The following is an 18,822-nucleotide window of genomic DNA, read 5'->3' as shown; positions in this document are numbered from 1 at the left end:
GGCTCTTGAGCCGGGGCGCCTTCGCGCGCAAATCGGTCATCGACCTCTGGCCGTCAAGTCCGATTCCTTGGCCTACCCAACAATCACTGACAAGATACGACTGAATCTGAATCTGAATCTGAATCTGAATCTGAATCTGAATCTGAATCTGAATCTGAATCTGAATCACTTGGATTGCAGATAGGTTGCAACGGCGTTAGCTTGATCGTTGTTCAGATTGTGCGCGACCGCACTCATGACCGGTGCATTGCCGCGCGACTTGTCCCTGAAAGCCTCAATCTGACGCAGTAGATAGGATTTATGCTGCCCGGCAATTCGCGGGAATTGCGCAGCCCCCTGTCCCTGCGCGCCATGACAGGACGCGCAGGCCGGCACCCCGTCATCGGGAGCGCCATGCTCGAAGAGGGTCTGCCCCTTGGCCATCAGTGCCGTGTCTCCGGCCGCACCGGGTGCCGCCGTTTGACCTGCATAGTATTCGGCCAGCGATCGGATAGTTGCGTCGTCAAGTTGTGACGCGATACCCCACATGAATGAACGCGCCTCGGATTCGCCACGCGCATGCTCCCGGAAACCTTTGAGCTGCGCCTCCAGGTATTCAGGTGTCTGAGCGTCAAGCCGGGGGAACATTGGCGATTCGCTTCGCCCGTGAATGCCATGGCAAGTTGCGCATAGCTGGGCGGCGAGCTTGGCGCCATCCTCGCCATAAGCCCGCATGATCGCCATGCTCATGCCTGCAAAGGTCAGCAGCGCGAACAACGGCACACGGATGGTCAGCGTCATTTTCATAGTCGTACCAGGCCCGGAAAATCTCCAGCGGCAGAGGTTGCCGTTGGCTCGTTCAAAACAGAAACCAGCCGAGCAGATATAGCGTGTTGTTATCGCCGGCATTCCGGCCGTTACCGTCGTAATTGGAGCGTGCGCCGTTGAATTTAAGGAACCACGTGTACTGCACCGCGAACTTGACTTGCGGGTGAGGCAGATAGTTAAGCTCGAAGATCAGCCCGCGCGTGTCGGGATATCCATTGGCGCTGCCTGTGACCGGCGCCGGAGCGTACAAGCCCGTATCCGCGTTTCCGGTGGTCGAGAAGTAGGCCAGCGTGCCACCATACTTGCGTTGGTAGATATAGGATGCCTTGGCCTTGAAGGTCGTGAGGTGGTCGGTCGGGTTCGCCGGTGTGGGGCCAGCGCCTATGCCGCCGCCGGGAAAGCTCGCGCGCCAGTCCTGTTTCTCGTAGATCCAGGCTGCCTGGGCGGTAAAGGCATGGGGTAGCGTGAGGTACTGGTACTGCGCGTCCAGCGCATAGTCGCTGAAGCGGTCCGTGGGCGTGCCGGGCAAGGTGTTGTCCGGATACCGGCTGGCTATCAGGCCAAAGGTGCCCGCCATGATGGAGTGCGGGCCCCACTCCCGGTTGTACGCCACGCGCCAATATGGGTTCGCGCCACTCAGGCGTGCCACGCCCCCCGGGGTGTTGCTGTCTTGCCCGGTCCGGAATACCGAGAATGCCTGGTCAGCTGTCCGATAGAGGCCAAATTCGATATAGAGGCTGCGCTGCCAGAAGAGGTACGCGGACGCGCCCGCCACTTGTTGAGACAACCCGCCATCGATGAGCGTGCTCGCCATTGGCGTGAGCGAAACACTGCTCGACGCATAGGGATAACCGAAGGCTGGCGTGCTGTTCCACACGTCGGAGACCGTCGGGTTGTTGTTGACGGTCATGCCGTAGATGAAGTCGACATCGTTATCTGTCAGGTGCCACGCGGCACGGATATCTGTGTTGTCGAGCGCGGCGTGGTGGGCGATGCCATCGTAGGTCCATTGCGCAAAGGCGCCCACATGGTCGACGATGCGACCGGCATAAAAGAGGCTCGCCTGCTGCACCGTCGTGTCGCCATCGCGCAGGAAGTCGTAATTGGCCCGGTCAAGCGTCCTGGTATGTGTTTTTGATACCTGCACCATGGCCGAGACCGGAATGGTGGTGTTGTTCGTCAAGGTGTAGCCAGTCAACTTGAAGAAGCGGCCGAACGGAGTCAGTTCGGGAAAATTCACATGGCAGGCCATGCAGGCCATGCCCGTCTGGCGGGCAAAGGCGGGAACCGCCTCTGCCTCCCTCGGCAGCAGAGCGACCACGCAGGCAAGCGTCAATAGCGCCTCGACAGCGTACCGTGTGTGAGCTCTCATCATGTCCCCCCGCCTTCCCTTCGGATTCCGCTCTTTGGCTGGCACTTTTTCCAAGCCTAGAAAATCGACTAACCTTTGAACAGGAACTTGGACGCAAAAGCTTGCGCTGCGTCAAGTTGAGCGGATGCGGGCGGCCAGCCGCCACTTCGACGATCCCCTCTGCCGCCGTCCAGGCGATTCTGCCAACCCTCCAGATGAGGAAATATGCCCAGGCGACATAAGGAACAGCATCGTGTTGAGGCCATTGGATGGCTACGTGCCGCGGTGCTCGGGGCCAATGACGGCATCGTATCGACCGCAAGTCTCGTTATTGGCGTCGCATCGGCACACACCGCTCACGAAAATATCGTGCTCACGGCTGTAGCGGGTCTGGTCGCAGGGGCCATGTCGATGGCAACAGGGGAATACGTATCGGTTTCATCTCAGGCGGATACCGAAGCGGCGGCCTTATCCGAGGAGCAGGCTGAACTCGACGCCGATTTTCCACGCGAGCAGCAAGAACTGACCGCGATCTATATGCATCGTGGCCTGGATCTTTTGCTTGCCAGGCAGGTTGCCGAAAAGCTGATGGCGCACGACGCGCTTGGCACGCATGCACGCGATGAGCTGGGGCTTTCGACTGCGACCGCTGCCCGGCCTTTGCAAGCCGCGCTGGCTTCCGCCTGCAGTTTTTCGGTGGGCGCCGCCCTGCCGGCTACCGTTGCAGCGCTTGCCCCCGAATCAGCGGTGATCCCGTGCATCGTCATCTCGGCGTTGATATCGCTGGCTGCCCTGGGCGGCCTGGCCGCAAAGACCGGCGGTGCGAAAGTCGGCCCGGGTGTTATCCGCGTGGTCTTCTGGAGTGCCTTGGCCATGGCCGTGTCATCAGGCATCGGCCTGTTGTTTGGCAACATAGGCTGAGACGCCGTAGCGCGACGGCGCGGCCATGATCGTCATTGCCACAGGTATCCCCGCTTTGTTATACTGAGAATCGTTCTCATTTCTTTTGTTCGGTGCCGCGCACCCCTTCCCGATTAGACAGTGCCCATGCCGGCCGCCGATTCTCCGCGTCAGCGTGACTTGCTCACGCTTTACAGTGACCACCACCGTTGGCTGTGCGGCTGGCTGCGCAAGAAGCTCGGCTGCACGCATCGTGCCGCGGATCTGGCCCACGACACCTTCCTGCGCCTGCTTGCCCGTGAAGAAGCCATCGCGATCCACGAGCCGCGCGCGTTTCTCACCACCGTTGCCCAGCGGGTGCTGGCCAATCACTGGCGGCGCGAGCAAATCGAGCGCGCCTACCTCGAAGCGCTGGCGCAAATGCCGCAACCGCTGGCCCCCTCGCCCGAAGAACGCGCCATCCTGCTGGAAACCTTGCTTGAAATCGACCGCATGCTGGCTGGCCTGCCCACGCCGGTCAAGCGCGCATTCCTGCTCTCGCAGCTCGACGGCCTTGGCCAGGCGGACATCGCCACGCAACTTGGCATCTCCGTGACTACCGTGAAGCGCTACCTCGTGCGTGCCGGCACGCAGTGCTATTTCGCGCTGCCGGTGGCTTGACATCATGTCGTTAAACGCACCCGCGGGGATTCCCCCTGACGTCGCCACACGCGCGGTCGAATGGCTGCTCGCGCTGCAAGCCGAGGATGCCACCGGCGCCACTAAGCTTGCCTGGCAGCAGTGGCTGAAAGCCCACCCCGATCACGCCCGCGCCTGGCAGCGCATCGAAGCGGTCAATGGCAGGCTGCGCGCACTCTCGTCGCCGCACGCCTCGGCGGTGGCCCACGCCACGCTGGCGCCGCCCCGCTCACCCCGGCGCCGCGAGGCCGTCAAGACGCTGGCGCTGCTGGTGTTTGCGGGTGGCGGCGCGTGGATGGTGCAAGAGCGCGCACCGTGGCGGGAATGGGTGGCGGACGAGCGCACGCGCGTGGGCGAGCGGCGCACCGTCGCGCTGGCAGACGGCACCGTGGTCTCGCTCAATACCGATAGCGCCTTCAACGTACGTTTTTCACCTGCCGAGCGCCGTGTGCGGCTGCTTGCCGGCGAAGTCATGGTGGCGACCGGCAAGGACGGCGGCGCGGGGGCGCGTCCCTTCATCCTCGAGACCGCCCACGGAGAACTGCTACCGCTCGGCACGCGCTTTACGGTGCGGCTGCAGCCCGACGCCAGCCGCGTCGCCGTATTCGAAGGCGCCGTGGCCGTCCGCCCGCGCGACGGGCATGGCCTGGCACGCACGCTGCAAGCCGGCGAGCAGGCGCGCTTCACCGGCACGGCAATCGGTGAGCCCGAGCAGGCCAACGATGCCGATACCGCCTGGGTCGACAACATGCTCGTGGCCAGCGGCATGCGCCTGGACCGGTTCCTGGCCGAGCTCGGCCGGCATCGTCCGGGGCTGCTGCACTGCGATCCGGCGATCGCCGGCCTGCGCGTTTCCGGCACGTACCCGCTGGCGGATACCGACCGCGTCCTCGATATGTTGCGTACCACGCTGCCGGTAGAAATCCGCTTCATGACGCGCTACTGGGCAACCGTGCGGCCTGCGCGCTCCTAGCGGCCATTTCCAAAAGATGCTGGCGTCGTTGCGCGGCCTTGGCCGATCCACGTGTACTGTCCGGGGCCGCGCGCCTGGCCAGAACCGCCTCGCGTCATGTTGAAACAGTCAGCCACTTAGGTTCAGACATCCGCTCCATTGCCCGAAAAAATCTCTGCCGGAGGTGGTCTGTTTTTGATTCTCGCGTGACATGGAAGGTAAGCGCACCACATCTTCCATCCTCCACCGAGCCATCGAATATGGAACTTCATCAAAACGCCGGCGCCTTCGGCCGCCTCAAGCGGCAGGCGCTAGCGTCCGCCATCGGGCATGCCGCGCTCGCCATGGGCCTCACCACGGCCAGCCTGCTTCCCGGCACGGCGTGGACGGCAGACGCGCCTGGGACGCCAGCCGCCGCCAAGTCCTACGACATCCCCGCCGGACCGCTGGAGGGCGCGCTCAACCGCCTGGGCCGCGAGGCCGGCATCCTGCTTGCCTTCCCTACGGAAACCACCGCCGGCCTGCAAAGCAAGGGCTTGCACGGCCGCTATAACGTGCCGGATGCGCTGGCTCAACTGCTGCAAGGCACCGGCCTGGCCGCCGTGGCGCAGGCCAATGGCGGCTATGCACTGGTCAGGCGCATCGAGCCCTCGGCAGCGGCACCAGCCGCGAGCGGCAACGAGGCCGCCCTGCCGCCGGTCACCGTGCGCGCCGATGCCGCGCGGGAAGACAGCTACCGTCCTGCGCCCACGGCATCCGTGATGCGCTCTGACACACCGTTGCTCGACACCCCGCAGGTGGTGAACGTGGTGCCGGCGCAGGTGCTCCGCGATCAGCGCCCCCGCAACCTGGACGACGCGCTCGGCAACATCAGCGGCATCACCCAGGGCAATACGCTGGCGGGCACGCAGGACACCATCATGAAGCGTGGCTTTGGCGGCAATCGCGACGGCTCGGTGATGCACAACGGCATGCCGCTGATCCAGGGCCGCGGGCTCAACGCGGCGGCCGACAGCGTGGAGGTGCTCAAGGGCCCGTCCTCGCTGCTGTACGGCATCATGGATCCGGGCGGCGTGATCAACATCGTCAGCAAGCGACCCATGCTGCAGCAGTACAACGCCATCTCCGTGCTCGGCTCCACCTATGGCCACGGCAAGAACGGCGCGGGCGCCACGCTGGATTCCACCGGCCCCATCGGGGCCTCTGGCCTGGCCTATCGGCTGGTGGTGGACCAGGTGGGCGAGCAATACTGGCGCAATTTCGGCGAGCATCGCGAGACGCTGGTGGCGCCCTCGCTGGCCTGGTACGGCAAGGACACGCAGGTAGTCCTGTCCTACGAATACCGCAAGTTCCTGTATCCGTTCGACCGCGGCACAGCCATCGACCCGAAGACCAACGAGCCCCTTGCCATCCCCAGCCGGCGCCGGCTGGATGAGCCGTTCAACAGCATGGACGGCCAGTCCCACCTGGTGCAGCTGGCGGTCGATCACCAGTTCAATGCCGACTGGAAAGGACACTTTGGGTACAGCTACAACCGCGAGAGCTACGACGCCAACCAGTTGCGCGTGTTCGGGGTCAATGCCACCACCGGCCTGCTGTCGCGCAGCAACGACGCCACCCATGGTGCATTGAGCACGGACAGCTACGGCATCGCCTATGTGGATGGCCGTTTCACCGTGGCCGGGCTGCGCAACGACCTCCAGGTCGGTGTCGACAGCGAGTACCGCAGGATCTACCGGGCGGACCTGCTACGCCAGAACACCACCCGTGCCTTCAACTACCTGAACCCGGTCTACGGCCTGGAGTCGCCATCCAGCACGGTCTCGGCGAGCGACAGCGACCAGACGGACACGCTGCACGACACCTCGTTGTTCTTCCAGGACAGCCTGCACCTGAGCGAGAAATGGATCCTCGTGGGCGGCGCCCGCTTCCTGTCATACAGCCAGGTAGCCGGACGCGGCCGTCCGTTCAACGTCAACACCGACATCAACGGCAACAAATGGCTGCCGCGCGCCGGCCTGGTCTACAAATGGACCGAGGCCGTGTCGCTATATGGCAGCTACACCCAGTCCCTCAAGCCCACCTCGACCATCGCGCCGCTCAGCTCCGGCGTGGTGATCGACTCGGGCGTGTTGCCGGAACAGGCCACGTCATGGGAACTGGGCACCAAGCTGGACCTTCCGGGCAGCATGACCGGCTCGCTGGCGTTTTTCCATATCGACAAGAAGAACGTGCTGGTGTCCCAGTACAACGACGTGACCCGGCAGACCGACTGGCGCACCTCCGGCCGCGCGCGCTCGCGCGGGATCGAGCTGGACGTGGCCGGCCAGATCGGCGAGCACTGGAACCTGATCGGCAGCTACGCCTATATCGACGCCAAGACCACCGAAGATCCCTTGTACGCGGGCAATCGCCTGTGGAATGTGGCGCAGCACACGGCCTCGCTGTCGGCCGTCTACGATTTCGGCCAGATCTTTGGCGGCGACAAGCTGCGCCTGGGCGCGGGCGCGCACTATGTAGGCAACCGCCCGGGCGATTCGGCCAACAGCTTCACGCTGCCCGCATATACCGTGGCCGACGCGTTCGCTACCTACGAGACCAAGATCGGGCAACGCAAGCTCAGGTTCCAGCTCAACGTGAAGAACCTGTTCAACCGCACCTACTACCCGTCCAGCGTCAACAAGTACTTCGTATCCGTGGGCGATGCGCGTCAGGTCACGCTCCTTTCCACCTTTGAATTCTGAGCCACCGATTACCCGATCCACCGACTACCCGATGAGGAAGACTGACACCATGAAGCTCGAAGACAACCGCCCCGCCGCCTGCGCCAGCGTCATGGCCAGAGCGCTGCGCGCGACGATCGCCGCCGTGCTGGTGGCCGCCTGCGGTGCCGCCATGTCTGCCCACGCCGCGGAGCCCACCGGGCAAGGCAAGAGGATCGCGTTGATCGTCCAGGCCGCAGGGCCTGACATGCCCGTGGACCAGAAGATCAAATCGCACCTGGAAGCACGCGGCTACGCGGTCAGCCTGGTTGAGCAGGATCAATCGCCTGACGCAGTGCGCGACGCGGATCTCATCGTCATGTCGTCCACCATCTCCGCCAAGCGCGTCGCGCCCGGATGGCGCCAGTTGCCCAAGCCGCTACTGACCTGGGAGAACGACTTGCTGGACGACCTGGCCATGACCGGCAAGCGCCACGACGTGGACTTTGGCGAAGCGCCGAAAGAGCGCTATGTGTGGCTGGTCAATGCGCCGCACCCCATGGCAGCAGGCCTGCCGGCCGGAGCGATCAGCGTCTACAACCGCCAGGCCGGCATGAGCTGGGGCAAGCCCGGCCTGGGTGCCAGCATCATCGCCACGCTATACGGCCAGCCCGAGAAGGCCGCTATCTTCGCCTACGAAAAGGGCGCGACGATGGACTACGAGTCGCTTGCCCCGGCACGCCGCGTCATGTTCTTCCTCGACAACGACACGTTCGGCAACCTTGCGGCGCCGGGGCGGCAGCTCTTCGACGCGGCGGTGGATTGGGCAGCGGGCTTGCGCTAGGACGCCGGCAAAGGGGGGCTTCCCGCTCGCCCGAATTCACAAGCATGTGGGGGGGGCGCCAGACTGTGCGGGCCTCAAGCCTGCGGCCCACCCTCCCGCTTCAGCGCCATCACCAGCACCCGCGCCACGTGCATGGCCTCGGTGTCGGCGCCGTCCAGGATCTGGTGGCGGCAGCTGGTGCCGTCGGCCACCACGATGGCATTGGCGGCGCGCTTGCGCACCGCTGGCAGCAGCGACAGCTCGGCCATGGCCTTGGACGCCTCGTAATGCTCGGCCTCGTAGCCAAAGCTGCCCGCCATGCCGCAGCAGGACGATTCCACCGGGGAGACCTTCAGGCCGGGGATCCAGCCCAGCACGGTCTGCACCGGGGTGAAGGCGTCGAATGCCTTCTGGTGGCAGTGGCCGTGCACCACGGCCTCGCTCGTCTGCAGCGCATCGAGGTCGAGCGAGAGGCGTCCGGCTTCTTTCTCACGCACCAGGAACTCCTCGAACAGGAACGCGTGCGCGGCCAGCTTCCTGGCCTCGTCGCCGTAGCCATAGTTCAGGAACTCATCGCGCAAGGACAGCAGGCACGAGGGCTCCAGGCCGACGACGGGAATGCCGCGATCGACATAGGGCTTGACAGCATCCAGCAGGCGGCGCGCCTCCTCCTTGGCCTGGTCCACCAGCCCCGCCGCAAGGAAGGTGCGGCCGCAGCACAAGGGGCGCTCGCCTTCGCGGCGGTTGAAATGCACCGTGTAGCCCGCCGCCTCCAGCACCTGCTGCGCCGCCAGGGCGTTCTCCGGCTCCATGTAGTTGCTGAAGGTGTCGACGAAGAGCATGACTTCGCGGCCCGCCCCGCCTTGGCGCGTTGCCCTGGCTTTCGCCAGGAACGCGGGCTTGAAGCGCGGCAGCGAGCGTTGCGGCGCGAATCCCATGGCCCGCTTGACCACACCGGAGATGCCGGGAAGGCTATCGGCCAGCGCCAGCAGCGCGCCAAGGCGGCTCGCCACGGGCGCATAGCGCGGCATGAATGCCACCATGCGCTCGCGCAGGGTGATGCCGTGCCGCCGGGCCCAGGCATGGCGCGCTTCGATCTTGAACCTGGCCATGTCCACGCCGGTCGGGCAGTCGCGCTTGCAGCCTTTGCAGGAGACGCACAGATCGAGCGCTTCCTTGACTTCGAGGCTGGCAAGGCCGTCGTCGCCCAGTTGGCCCGACACTGCCAGGCGCAACGTATTGGCACGGCCGCGCGTGACGTGCTGCTCGTCCTTGGTCACGCGGTAGCTCGGGCACATGGTGCCCGCATCGAACTTGCGGCAGTGGCCGTTGTTGTTGCACATCTCCACCGCCGCCGCCAGGCCGCCGGCGCGGTCGGTGCCCGTGCCGGGCGCCGTCTCCTCGCCGGTCAGCGGGTTGCGGCTGACGTTCCATGCGGACCAGTCGAGCGCCGGCGTGAGCGGCAAGGCGGCATAGCCCGGCGCAAAGCGGAAGTTCTCGCGCGCGTCCATCCTGGGCGGGCGTACGATCTTGTCCGGGTTGAAGCGGTTGTCTGGATCGAACAGCGCCTTGATCTCCCCGAAGGCCGCATTGATGCGCGGGCCATACTGCCAGGCCACCCATTCGCCCCGGCACAGGCCGTCGCCGTGTTCTCCGGAGTACGCGCCCTTGTACTCGCGCACCAGCTCCGCCGCTTCCTCGGCGATCTCGCGCATGCGCACCGCGCCGTCGCGCCGCATGTCCAGGATCGGGCGCACATGCAGCGTGCCCACGCTGGCATGGGCATACCAGGTGCCTTCGGTCTCGTGCTTGTGGAACACGGCGGTCAGCCGGCGGGTGTACTCGGCCAGGTGCTCCAGCGGCACGGCGCAATCCTCGATAAAGGAAACCGGCTTGCCGTCGCCCTTCATGCTCATCATGATATTGAGCCCAGCCTTGCGCACATCCCACAGCGCCTTCTGCGACTTCGCGTCGGCCATCTTGACCACCGAGCCGGGCAGCCCCAGGTCGCTCATCAGCGCCGCCAGGTCGTCAAGCTGCGCCAGCAGCGCGCTGTGTTCCTCCCCGGCGAACTCGACCAGCAGGATGGCCTGCGGCTCGCCGGACAAGGCGCTCTCGATGACCGGGCGAAACGCCGGGTTCTCCATCGACAGGTCGATCATGGTGCGGTCCACCAGCTCCACCGCAACCGGCTTGAGCCTGACGATATGCTGCGTCATGTCCATGGCCTGGTAGAACGTGGGGAAATTCACCACGCCCAGCACCTTGTGCCGTGGCAGCGCAGACAGCTTCAGCGTGACCTGCCGGCTGTACGCCAGCGTGCCCTCCGAACCCACGAGGATATGGGAGAGATTGGCGTAGCCGTCGTCGGTATAGGCGCGCGGATTCTGGCATGCGAACAGGTCGATGTTGTAGCCGGCCACACGGCGCAGCACCTTGGGCATGCGCTCAGCGATCTCATCCCGCTCGCGCGTGGCGATGCGTTGCAAGCCCTTCAGGATGCCCGCCACGCGTGGATCGGAAACGGGTGACTTGAGCGAGCCGAAATGGCATTGGCTGCCATCTGCCAGCACGGCATCGATGCCCAACACGTTGTGCACCATGTTGCCGTACTCGATGGAGCGCGAGCCGCAAGAGTTGTTGCCGGCCATGCCGCCGATGGTGCATTGCGCCCCCGTCGATACATCCACCGGGAACCACAGGCCGTGCGGCTTCAGCCAGGCATTGAGGTGATCCAGCACAATGCCGGGCTCAACCGTGACGGTGGCGGCCACGGGATCAAAATCCACCACGTTGTTCAGCCACTTGCTGTTGTCGATCACCAGCGCCTCGCCAACCGTCTGGCCGCACTGGCTGGTACCGGCGCCGCGCGCCAGCACCGGGGCTTTTTCGTCGCGGGCGATCTCCAGCGCCAGCAACAGGTCCGCCTGGTCCCGCGGCACCACCACGCCGATGGGCGTGATCTGGTAGATCGAGGCATCGGTGGCGTAGCGGCCCCGGCTGGCGCGGTCGAAGAACACGTCGCCGCGCAGTTCCTTGCGCAAACGGGCCGAGAGCGGTGACAGGGCCGGGCCGGCGGGGCCAGGCGACGGCACGAGATGGATCGGCTTGACGAGCATCGGGGAGGAGGATGGGTTCATGGCTTTCTACCAGGGCTTGTGTGGAGCGGTGCCGTGCCGGCGCGCCGTGTCATGCGAGGATCGGTTCAACCGGCGGCAGGCCGGCGATCCGGCCCAGCGCCACGCCCGCCCGGGCGGGAACATGCATGCCCGTGTACGACCCGGCGAGGGATAGAGATGGGCATAGAGCTGGCGCATGGATTGCATGTCGGTTGGCAGGTCTGCGTGGCTCAGGCGCGCAACGGCTTCGCGGCTTCCGCGGGCTCGGCTTCGAACTTGCTCTCCGGCTGCATGCGCAAGGCCAGGATCACGCCGATGCCCATCAGCACCATGCTGCCGATAAAGGGCAGCTCCCAGCTGCCGAAGCGGTCGATCAGGTAGCCCGAGAGCACCGGCGAGATGATCGCGGCCAGCGCCGAGCCGGAGTTCATCATCCCGCTCGCGGTGCCGGAATGCTCCGGCGCGATGTCCATGGGAATCGCCCACATCGGCCCGATCGTCATCTCGGCAAAGAAGAAGCCGGCAGCCAGGCAAGCCATCGAGACATAGAGGTTGTGCGTAAACAGCAGGGGAAGCAGCGACAACATGGTCAGCAGCATGCAGACCGCCACCATCCCGCTGCGCGCGCGTTTCAGGCTGCCGGTGCGGTCGTAGAGCTTGTCGGTGACAATGCCGCCCAGGGTGTCGCCGATCACGCCGGCAAAGAATACGGCGGAGGCAAAGATGGCGGACTTCTTCAGGTCCAGGTCGTAGCTATGCAGGAAGTACTGCGGAATCCAGCTCAGGAACAACCACAGGGTCCAGCCGTAGCAGAAGTAGACGATGGTGACAGGGGCCATGCGCTTGAACAAGCGGCGCCAGGGCACGCTGGCAGCTTTCTTCCTGGGGGTGGGCAGCGTCTCGAGTTCTGCCGGGGTCATGCGGGGATGGTCCTTCGGATGCTCGGTGAAGGTCACCGCCCACAGCGCCACCCAGACCAGACTGATCGCGCCGCAGATATAGAATGACTCGCGCCAGCCGTAGACCGCCATGATGGCAACGACCGCGGCCGGGGCCACGGCGTTGCCGACCCGGGCGCAGGCATGGGTGATGCCCTGCGCGAAGCCGCGCTTTTCCTTGGGCACCCAGCGTGCCATGGCGGCGGTGGCAGCAGGAAAGGTAGCGCCCTCGCCCAGGCCCAGCAGCAAGCGCGCGGCGAGCAGGGAAACCAGACCGCCGGCAAAGCCCGTGAGCAACGTGGCGACGGCCCACAACACGCCGCAGACCATCAGGGTGCGCTTGGCGCCGAACCGGTCGCTCACCCAGCCGCCGATGATCTGGAACACCAGGTAGGGATAGGCAAAGGCGGAAAACACCAGGCCGATCTCGGTCTTGCTGAGGTTGAACTCCTGGCCAAAGCCGGCCGCGGCTGTGCTCACATTGACGCGGTCCAGGTAGGTGATGAAATACATGATGCATAGCATCCCCAGCACGACGCTGGTTGCACGCAGGCGCTTCATGGTCTGTCTCCATTGTGTTGTTCCTGCCCGCCCGGCGGAGCGCCGGGGCCAGGGCAAATTCATCGCGGCCGGCTCTATGGCCGGTTCCCGCTACTGCGCACAGGCGTTGGCATGGCTGCCGAACGGCAAAAATGGGCAACACCTCTGCCTGGCCTCACCCCAGGGGGCAAGCCATGCCTGCTTGCACTTGCTCGCTTGTTACTGCGTTGCGCGGTTCAGCAAGGCCGCCCGGCCTCCCGCACTGGCTTATGCCGCGGCCTTCAGCACCGGCCTATCCGCATGCGATGCCAGGTACTCCATCGCCGCCACGACACCGCTGTCCGCCACCGGCACGCCGGCGAGCTTCAGCCCCATTTCGCAGCCGGACAGCGTGGCCATCAGCGTGAGGTCGTTACAGTCGCCGAGATGCCCGATGCGGAACATCTTGCCGCGTATCTTGCCCAGCGCCTGTCCCAGCGACATGTCGAAGCGTTCATAGATGCGCTTGCGCACGTCGTCGGCATCCACGCCGTCGGGCATCATCACGCCCGTCAGCACGGGGCTGTACACGGAAGCATCCGCACACTGGATCTCCAGGCCCCAGGCCCGCACCGCGCGGCGGGTGGCTTCGGCCAGCCGCTGGTGCCGCGCGAAGACGTTGTCCAGGCCCTCCTCCAGGATCATGTCCAGCGCCTCGGACAGGCCATAGAGCAGATTGGTGTTCGGCGTGTACGGCCAGTAGCCGTTCTTGTTGGCTTCGATGATCTCGTCCCAGGCCCAGAACGCGCGCGGCAGCTTTGCCCCCTTGCTGGCCGCGATGGCCTTGGGCGACAGCGCATTGAAGCTGATCCCCGGCGGCAGCATCAGCCCCTTCTGCGAGCCCGATACGGTCACGTCCACGCCCCACTCGTCATGGCGGTAGTCCGCCGAGGCCAGGCCGGAGATGGTGTCCACCAGCAGCAGCGCCGGGTGGCCGGCCGCGTCGATGGCGCGGCGCACCGCGGCGATGTCGGAGGTCACGCCGGTCGAGGTCTCGTTGTGCACCACGCACACCGCCTTGATGGCGTGCGCGCTGTCGGCGCGCAGGCGGGCTTCGATCATGTCGGCCTGCACGCCACGGCGCCAACCCTCGATGCCGGGCAGCCCGAGAAATTCCGGCTTCAAGCCGAGCGCTTCCGCCATCTTTTTCCACAGCGTGGCGAAGTGACCCGTCTCGAACATCAGCACTGTGTCGCCGGGGCTCAGCGTGTTGGTCAGCGCGGCCTCCCAGGCGCCGGTGCCAGAGGCCGGATAGATGATGACCGGCTGCTCGGTCTTGAAGATCTTCTTGATGTCCGCCAGCACCTTGCGGCCCAGCGCGCCGAACTCCGGGCCACGGTGGTCAATGGTCGGGTAGCTCATGGCACGCAGGATCCGGTCGGGCACAGGACTCGGGCCGGGGATCTGCAGGAAGTGGCGGCCGGCGGGGTGGAAGTCGAGTTTGATCATAAGTTGTCCCTCCTTGGTGAATTATGCATTTTGCATTCAAAATACTTTAGCAGACAAAACGCACCACCTCCAAGGGCTGTTTTGGCATGAATACTGGGTGTTTACCCCGAATTTTGGTGCCTGCCAGGAGATGCAGTAGAATGCGAAAAACGCAAAGATAAGGACTTTGAATGCAGAATCCATCTGGCAGCGACCTCACGCGCCCTGCCGCGGTCCTCCCCAAGGTCGAGCGCCAGCGGCTGCACGACACGGTGGTCGACCACCTGCGCAAGTTCATCGTGGAAGGCGTGCTGTCCCCGGGCATGAAGCTCAACGAACGTGAGCTATGTGAAACGCTGGGCATCTCCCGCACGCCGCTGCGCGAGGCGTTCAAGGTGCTGGCGGCGGAGGGGCTGATCGAGATCTCGCCCAACCGGGGCGCCAGCGTCTCGCGCATGACGGAGGCCGAAGTCTGGGAGACGTTCGAACTGATGAGCGGTCTGGAAGCCTTCTCGGGCGAGCTGGCTTGCGAGCGCATCACGCCGGCCGAGCTGGCCGAGATCAAGGCGCTGCATTATTCGATGCTGGCCTGCCGCGTGCAGAACGACCTGCCGGGCTACTACAGCCGCAACCAGGAAATCCACGACCGCATCAACGAGGCGGCGCGCAACACCGCGCTGCGCCAGACCTACCAGGGCATCAACCGCCGCCTGAAGGCGCTGCGCTTTCGCTCCAACCACCAGACGGACAAGTGGGACCGCGCCGTGCATGATCACGAAGACATGATCAAGGCGCTGGAGGCCCGTGACGGCAAGCTGCTGGGCGCCATCCTCAAGCGCCACCTGCTGGAAAAGCGCGACGCCATCATGCAGATCCATCCGGATCCGGTCGGCGACCCGCCCGCCCACAACGATTAAAGTCAGACGGTCTCCGATAGCGCTGTGCTGGCACTGGACCAGAATGGAGTCAGCCGCTATCAGCTAGAAGCCACAGGAGATCGTCATGACAGCCCATAACATCCACGTCTTGCCGCATGGTTCTGGCTGGGACGTGATCCAGGAGGGCGCGCGCTATGCCAACTCGCATCACGCGTCGCAGGAAGACGCCGTGGCGGCGGGCACGCGCGACGCCCAGCGCGAGCAGGTCGAGTTGTTGATCCATGGACTGGACGGACAAATCCGTACCCGCAGCAGCTTCCGGCATGAGCCTCGCTCGATATAGCGCTGAAGAAGGGCAAGCCGGGGCATCAGTCCAGGTCCTGGCGCCATGCCCCTCCCCGCGTGGGCCGGCACCTACGTACCGTTCTTGTCCCCCGTGCTGGCCACCGTTGCCGCCGCCCCCTGTGCCGGCGCAGCCGGCGCACCACTGATCTTGGGCACGCACTCGGAGCGGAACCACGCGACGGTGATCGGCTCACCGGCCATCAAGCGCTTCGCGGTAGGCACCACCTGCTCGCCAATCAGCATCCCCAGCAGCCCGATCAAGGCAATGGCTGGCGGGGCCGGCGAGCGGACCTGCAACAGCGCATAGATGATGCCAACCAGAATCCCCGCGCCGAACGAAACAAGAAACAGCTTCATGGTGCTTCTCCCTGGAAGTAGCCGCCGTTCAGGATGGTAGTGCGGGACAAAGGGTTGTTCCCGGCCATCAGATCAGAACGCCAAGCAGGAGCGATCACCTGGGTGCGGCTGTGCGCCAGTGCCATCACATCCTGCCGCGTACCCACGGCAACGAACTTGCCATCCCGGATGGCAACGGCATCGGCCTACGGGTTGGCGCGGTCAAGCGTGGCAAAGCGCCCGTTCATCAGAATCAGTTCGGGCCTGGCGGTAGCATCCATGGCGAGGCTCCGGTCGATGGCAACGACCAGGTCACGGGGACGACGCCGGCCTGGACCATGCGTTGCATGGGGTAGTCGTGTGCTTCCTTGGAAGTGCCGCCCGAGGCGTCAGCCACCATGTAGATTCCGTAGTGTTACTCGTAGTGTTACTCGTAGTGTTACTCGTAGTGTTACTCGTAGTGTTACTCGTAGTGTTACTCGTAGTGTTACTCGTAGTGTTACTCGTAGTGTTACTCCGATACGGACGTACGGCTCGATTGAGGACGCGTGGCGCCCTTGCCTTGGATTCGCGTCGCGGCTACAGCGCCCACGTGCGTGCATGAAGCGATGCCAAGCACGCCCCATGCTTTGAGCCTTACTAATATAGGAACTCTTTTCAAACGAGCCAGGCTTTTCTTACGCGGCAGCGCGCACTTCAGCGCCAGCATGGCCTCATGCGCTTGTGTGAATTTTGTGATCCGGCCCTGTTGGAAATCGCTTTTGGCAACCATACTCGTTTAACCACGCGCGATCCGCATGCGCCTAACGCAAGAAGGGAGAACCACCATGGAACGCCTGGCCGGAAAGGTCGCCATCGTCACCGGTGCCAGCGGCGGCATCGGATTCGCTACGGCAAAGCTGTTTGCCGCCCAGGGCGCCAAGGTTGTCATCGGCGCGCGGCGCGAGGCCGAGCTGGACGAACTGGCCGCGCAGATCCGCGCGGCCGGTGGCGACGCCATCGCGTTGGCTGGCGATGTGCGAGCGGAGGACTATGCCAAGGCGCTGGTCGCGCTGGCGGTCGAGCGCTACGGCAGGCTGGATGTCGCGTTCAACAACGCGGGCACGCTGGGCGAATCAGGCCCCAGCACCAGTGTTTCCGAAGCGGGCTGGAATGACGCCATCGCGATCAACCTGACAGGCTCCTTCCTCGGCGCCAAGCATCAGATCGCGCAAATGCTCAAGAACGGCGGCGGCTCGGTCATCTTCACCTCGACGTTCGTCGGCTACAGCTTTGCGTTCCCCGGTGTGGCAGCCTACGCGGCGAGCAAATCGGGGCTGATCGGCCTAACCCAGGCGCTGGCCGCCGAGTTCGGGCCGCAAGGGGTGCGTGTCAATGCGATATTGCCCGGGGCGGTGGACACCGACATGTACCGCAGCATGAACAGCACGGCGGAGTCCCAGTCATTTATCACCAACCTCCACGCCCTGAAGCGCGTGGCCAGCGCAGACGAACTGGCCCGGTCGGTGCTGTACCTGGCATCCGACGATTCCGCCTTCGTGACCGGCACCGCGTCCCTGGTGGACGGTGGCGCATCGATCACCCGCACCTGAGCGAAAGCCACCAATGGGCGGCCACGTGGTGGCGCGACACTTGGTGGACCGGTCCCTGCTGCCTGCCGGGCAAGCTTTAGGCCAGCAGCCGGCATGCTGGCCGACGCCGGTCAACCCGCCGAGCTGGCCGGAAGCACCGAAACACGGACGCTGGTAATGGCGAGCGGCTCGCGTCCGGCTGCATCCGGTGCGACCGTCCACGCCTTCAGCGTCTCGGCGACCGACTGCAGCAGCGCCGCCCCCGTAGTGGACGCCTGGTCCAGCCCCAGCAACACCTCGAACGACGCGCTGCGCTCGCCCGCCACCTGCAGCCGCGCATCCAGGTCGCCCAGCAAGGCATAGACGGCATTGGCCAGCAGTTGCACAAAGCCGCGCTGCAAGCCAAGCGGCTGGTACTGCGGGCGAATCCACGACTCGACCAGCGTGACGAAGATCACGCCGGTTTCGTCGGCATTGATCTCGAACGCGCAGTACCCGACCGGATCCAGGTCCCGCGCGAGGATCAGGCGGTAAAACAGCACCTGGCCGCAAACCTCATCGGTATCCATGTCCATCTCGAATGCCTGGCCCGGCTCCCAGTCCTCGCTGTCGAGGACTTCGCCAACGGCCGGCTCGTCGCCGGCGTGCCCCTCGAGATGGCTGCGCAGCGCAGCGAGCACCTCGTCGCGCCCGGGCGCTTCCGGCGGTTCCGTATAGATGGCAAACCGCTCTGCCTCGCCCGCCTCGGCAAAGGCGGTGCCCATCAAGGGTGCGAGCTGCAAAGGCAGCGGCTCCTGCAGGGCTTGGCGGAGTGTGTCGGTATTGGTGGACGCGGTCATGGGCTTGATTGGACTTGATGAGGGCTTAAGGGCTTGGGATTGAATGCGCGCCAGCGGCGCAGGCACAAAAAAAGTTAGCGCCGAGTTTGCCACAGATATGGCGCGGCGAAGCGCTCGGATGGGTTGGCGCCGCATCAACCCGCAACCAGCCAGCAGCGCCTGTGCCACAATCGCCCCGCCGGATGCCGAAACACCCCGCTGCCGAAACACCCCGCAAAATATCCGCCGGCCCACAGAAAAAAGGAAGCCCCATGTCCTCCCGCCGTCAATTCATGAAAACAATGCCGGTGGCGGTTGTCGCAAGCCTTGCCGCCGTCCCGGCCTGGCGTGGCGCTTACGCCGCCGCGCCCTCGCTCGACGAGGCCGACCCGCAGGCGGTCAAGCTGGGCTACAAGGCGGATACCCGCAAGGTAGACCAGGCGAAATATCCCAGGCATGCCACCAGCCAGACCTGCGCCAACTGCCAGCTGTTCCAGGAGGGCGCCAACCCGGCGACGGGCGGCTGCGTGCTGTTTGGCGACAAGCAGGTCGCAGCCGCCGGATGGTGCAGTTCGTGGGAACAGGGGTAACGACCGA

General features: G+C 64.9%; 16 protein-coding genes and 1 pseudogene. 9 read left to right on the top strand and 8 right to left on the bottom strand.

Annotated elements, in window-relative coordinates:
• Nucleotides 1-165: 165 nt before the first annotated feature.
• Both F7R26_RS27805 and F7R26_RS27800 read right to left on the bottom strand, forming a co-directional pair.
• Entirely contained in the window at nucleotides 166-729 is a 564-nt protein-coding gene (locus tag F7R26_RS27805) for a c-type cytochrome (protein WP_416351373.1), read from the bottom strand.
• A gap of 109 nt (nucleotides 730-838) precedes the next feature.
• On the bottom strand, nucleotides 839-2,047 hold the full coding sequence (locus F7R26_RS27800) for a cytochrome C (protein ID WP_193692272.1): 1,209 nt from the start codon (nucleotides 2,045-2,047) through the stop codon (nucleotides 839-841).
• A 336-nt stretch (nucleotides 2,048-2,383) separates the two neighbouring features.
• Here F7R26_RS27800 and F7R26_RS27795 point away from each other — a divergent pair, with 336 nt between their 5' ends.
• From F7R26_RS27795 to F7R26_RS27775, 5 genes are all read left to right on the top strand, one after another.
• Entirely contained in the window at nucleotides 2,384-3,079 is a 696-nt protein-coding gene (locus F7R26_RS27795) for a VIT1/CCC1 transporter family protein (RefSeq protein WP_150984610.1), read from the top strand.
• A gap of 126 nt (nucleotides 3,080-3,205) precedes the next feature.
• Nucleotides 3,206-3,718: a sigma-70 family RNA polymerase sigma factor gene (locus F7R26_RS27790; RefSeq protein ID WP_150984611.1), complete on the top strand. Its 513-nt coding sequence runs from the start codon at nucleotides 3,206-3,208 to the stop codon at nucleotides 3,716-3,718.
• A gap of 4 nt (nucleotides 3,719-3,722) precedes the next feature.
• Nucleotides 3,723-4,709, top strand: coding sequence for a FecR domain-containing protein (locus F7R26_RS27785; RefSeq protein ID WP_150984612.1), 987 nt, complete (start codon nucleotides 3,723-3,725; stop codon nucleotides 4,707-4,709).
• A gap of 239 nt (nucleotides 4,710-4,948) precedes the next feature.
• The gene (locus tag F7R26_RS27780; RefSeq protein ID WP_241754757.1) at nucleotides 4,949-7,432 is read left to right on the top strand and encodes a TonB-dependent siderophore receptor; all 2,484 of its coding nucleotides are present in this window, start codon (nucleotides 4,949-4,951) and stop codon (nucleotides 7,430-7,432) included.
• Nucleotides 7,433-7,481: 49 nt separating this feature from the next.
• Entirely contained in the window at nucleotides 7,482-8,234 is a 753-nt protein-coding gene (locus F7R26_RS27775; RefSeq protein WP_150984613.1) for a hypothetical protein, read from the top strand.
• 74 nt (nucleotides 8,235-8,308) lie between these two features.
• Here F7R26_RS27775 and F7R26_RS27770 read toward each other — a convergent pair whose 3' ends face one another.
• From F7R26_RS27770 to F7R26_RS27760, 3 genes are all read right to left on the bottom strand, one after another.
• Entirely contained in the window at nucleotides 8,309-11,353 is a 3,045-nt protein-coding gene (locus F7R26_RS27770; protein WP_150984614.1) for an FAD-binding and (Fe-S)-binding domain-containing protein, read from the bottom strand.
• A 209-nt stretch (nucleotides 11,354-11,562) separates the two neighbouring features.
• Nucleotides 11,563-12,831 carry an MFS transporter gene (locus F7R26_RS27765; protein ID WP_150984615.1) on the bottom strand — a complete coding sequence of 423 codons (1,269 nt, stop codon included), beginning with the start codon at nucleotides 12,829-12,831 and terminating at the stop codon, nucleotides 11,563-11,565.
• A gap of 246 nt (nucleotides 12,832-13,077) precedes the next feature.
• A complete protein-coding gene (locus tag F7R26_RS27760) occupies nucleotides 13,078-14,298 on the bottom strand; it encodes a pyridoxal-phosphate-dependent aminotransferase family protein (RefSeq protein ID WP_150984616.1) in 1,221 nt (406 codons plus the stop codon).
• Between the two features lie 170 nt (nucleotides 14,299-14,468).
• On the opposite strand from F7R26_RS27760, the gene F7R26_RS27755 reads away from it, so the two are divergent.
• Together F7R26_RS27755 and F7R26_RS27750 are read left to right on the top strand one after the other, a co-directional pair.
• Nucleotides 14,469-15,194, top strand: a complete 726-nt coding sequence (locus F7R26_RS27755; RefSeq protein WP_150984617.1) for a GntR family transcriptional regulator — start codon at nucleotides 14,469-14,471, stop codon at nucleotides 15,192-15,194.
• 85 nt (nucleotides 15,195-15,279) lie between these two features.
• Complete coding sequence (locus F7R26_RS27750) at nucleotides 15,280-15,498, top strand: DUF2188 domain-containing protein (protein WP_150984618.1); 219 nt, start codon at nucleotides 15,280-15,282, stop codon at nucleotides 15,496-15,498.
• 71 nt (nucleotides 15,499-15,569) lie between these two features.
• On the opposite strand, the gene F7R26_RS27745 is transcribed toward F7R26_RS27750, so the two are convergent.
• Nucleotides 15,570-15,857 (bottom strand): XapX domain-containing protein, encoded by a 288-nt coding sequence (locus F7R26_RS27745; protein ID WP_150984619.1) that lies wholly within the window; start codon nucleotides 15,855-15,857, stop codon nucleotides 15,570-15,572.
• Nucleotides 15,858-16,143: 286 nt separating this feature from the next.
• Nucleotides 16,144-16,251: pseudogene (locus tag F7R26_RS27740) on the bottom strand (hydrolase); the annotation flags it as partial.
• A 412-nt stretch (nucleotides 16,252-16,663) separates the two neighbouring features.
• On the opposite strand from F7R26_RS27740, the gene F7R26_RS27735 reads away from it, so the two are divergent.
• On the top strand, nucleotides 16,664-17,428 hold the full coding sequence (locus F7R26_RS27735) for an SDR family oxidoreductase (protein ID WP_150984621.1): 765 nt from the start codon (nucleotides 16,664-16,666) through the stop codon (nucleotides 17,426-17,428).
• Between the two features lie 110 nt (nucleotides 17,429-17,538).
• On the opposite strand, the gene F7R26_RS27730 is transcribed toward F7R26_RS27735, so the two are convergent.
• Nucleotides 17,539-18,246, bottom strand: a complete 708-nt coding sequence (locus F7R26_RS27730) for a hypothetical protein (RefSeq protein WP_150984622.1) — start codon at nucleotides 18,244-18,246, stop codon at nucleotides 17,539-17,541.
• Nucleotides 18,247-18,497: 251 nt separating this feature from the next.
• Here F7R26_RS27730 and F7R26_RS27725 point away from each other — a divergent pair, with 251 nt between their 5' ends.
• Nucleotides 18,498-18,815, top strand: a complete 318-nt coding sequence (locus F7R26_RS27725) for a high-potential iron-sulfur protein (RefSeq protein ID WP_150984623.1) — start codon at nucleotides 18,498-18,500, stop codon at nucleotides 18,813-18,815.
• The last annotated feature ends 7 nt before the right edge of the window (nucleotides 18,816-18,822 follow it).

Origin of the sequence: Cupriavidus basilensis (genome assembly GCF_008801925.2) — a bacterium.
GTDB classification, from domain to species: domain Bacteria; phylum Pseudomonadota; class Gammaproteobacteria; order Burkholderiales; family Burkholderiaceae; genus Cupriavidus; species Cupriavidus basilensis.
The sequence above is the reverse complement of the archived record's forward strand: the minus strand, read 5'-3'. Positions and strand labels throughout refer to the sequence as shown.

What these genes read in the sequence shown, in the direction of transcription:
- F7R26_RS27775 (WP_150984613.1), top strand. Translation starts at nt 7,482, where the DNA reads ATGAAGCTCGAAGACAACCGCCCCGCCGCCTGCGCCAGCGTCATGGCC.
- F7R26_RS27780 (WP_241754757.1), top strand. Translation starts at nt 4,949, where the DNA reads ATGGAACTTCATCAAAACGCCGGCGCCTTCGGCCGCCTCAAGCGGCAG.
- F7R26_RS27745 (WP_150984619.1), bottom strand. Translation starts at nt 15,857, where the DNA reads ATGAAGCTGTTTCTTGTTTCGTTCGGCGCGGGGATTCTGGTTGGCATC.
- F7R26_RS27765 (WP_150984615.1), bottom strand. Translation starts at nt 12,831, where the DNA reads ATGAAGCGCCTGCGTGCAACCAGCGTCGTGCTGGGGATGCTATGCATC.
- F7R26_RS27795 (WP_150984610.1), top strand. Translation starts at nt 2,384, where the DNA reads ATGCCCAGGCGACATAAGGAACAGCATCGTGTTGAGGCCATTGGATGG.
- F7R26_RS27730 (WP_150984622.1), bottom strand. Translation starts at nt 18,246, where the DNA reads ATGACCGCGTCCACCAATACCGACACACTCCGCCAAGCCCTGCAGGAG.
- F7R26_RS27790 (WP_150984611.1), top strand. Translation starts at nt 3,206, where the DNA reads ATGCCGGCCGCCGATTCTCCGCGTCAGCGTGACTTGCTCACGCTTTAC.
- F7R26_RS27770 (WP_150984614.1), bottom strand. Translation starts at nt 11,353, where the DNA reads ATGAACCCATCCTCCTCCCCGATGCTCGTCAAGCCGATCCATCTCGTG.
- F7R26_RS27750 (WP_150984618.1), top strand. Translation starts at nt 15,280, where the DNA reads ATGACAGCCCATAACATCCACGTCTTGCCGCATGGTTCTGGCTGGGAC.
- F7R26_RS27725 (WP_150984623.1), top strand. Translation starts at nt 18,498, where the DNA reads ATGTCCTCCCGCCGTCAATTCATGAAAACAATGCCGGTGGCGGTTGTC.
- F7R26_RS27735 (WP_150984621.1), top strand. Translation starts at nt 16,664, where the DNA reads ATGGAACGCCTGGCCGGAAAGGTCGCCATCGTCACCGGTGCCAGCGGC.
- F7R26_RS27755 (WP_150984617.1), top strand. Translation starts at nt 14,469, where the DNA reads ATGCAGAATCCATCTGGCAGCGACCTCACGCGCCCTGCCGCGGTCCTC.
- F7R26_RS27760 (WP_150984616.1), bottom strand. Translation starts at nt 14,298, where the DNA reads ATGATCAAACTCGACTTCCACCCCGCCGGCCGCCACTTCCTGCAGATC.
- F7R26_RS27785 (WP_150984612.1), top strand. Translation starts at nt 3,723, where the DNA reads ATGTCGTTAAACGCACCCGCGGGGATTCCCCCTGACGTCGCCACACGC.
- F7R26_RS27805 (WP_416351373.1), bottom strand. Translation starts at nt 729, where the DNA reads ATGAGCATGGCGATCATGCGGGCTTATGGCGAGGATGGCGCCAAGCTC.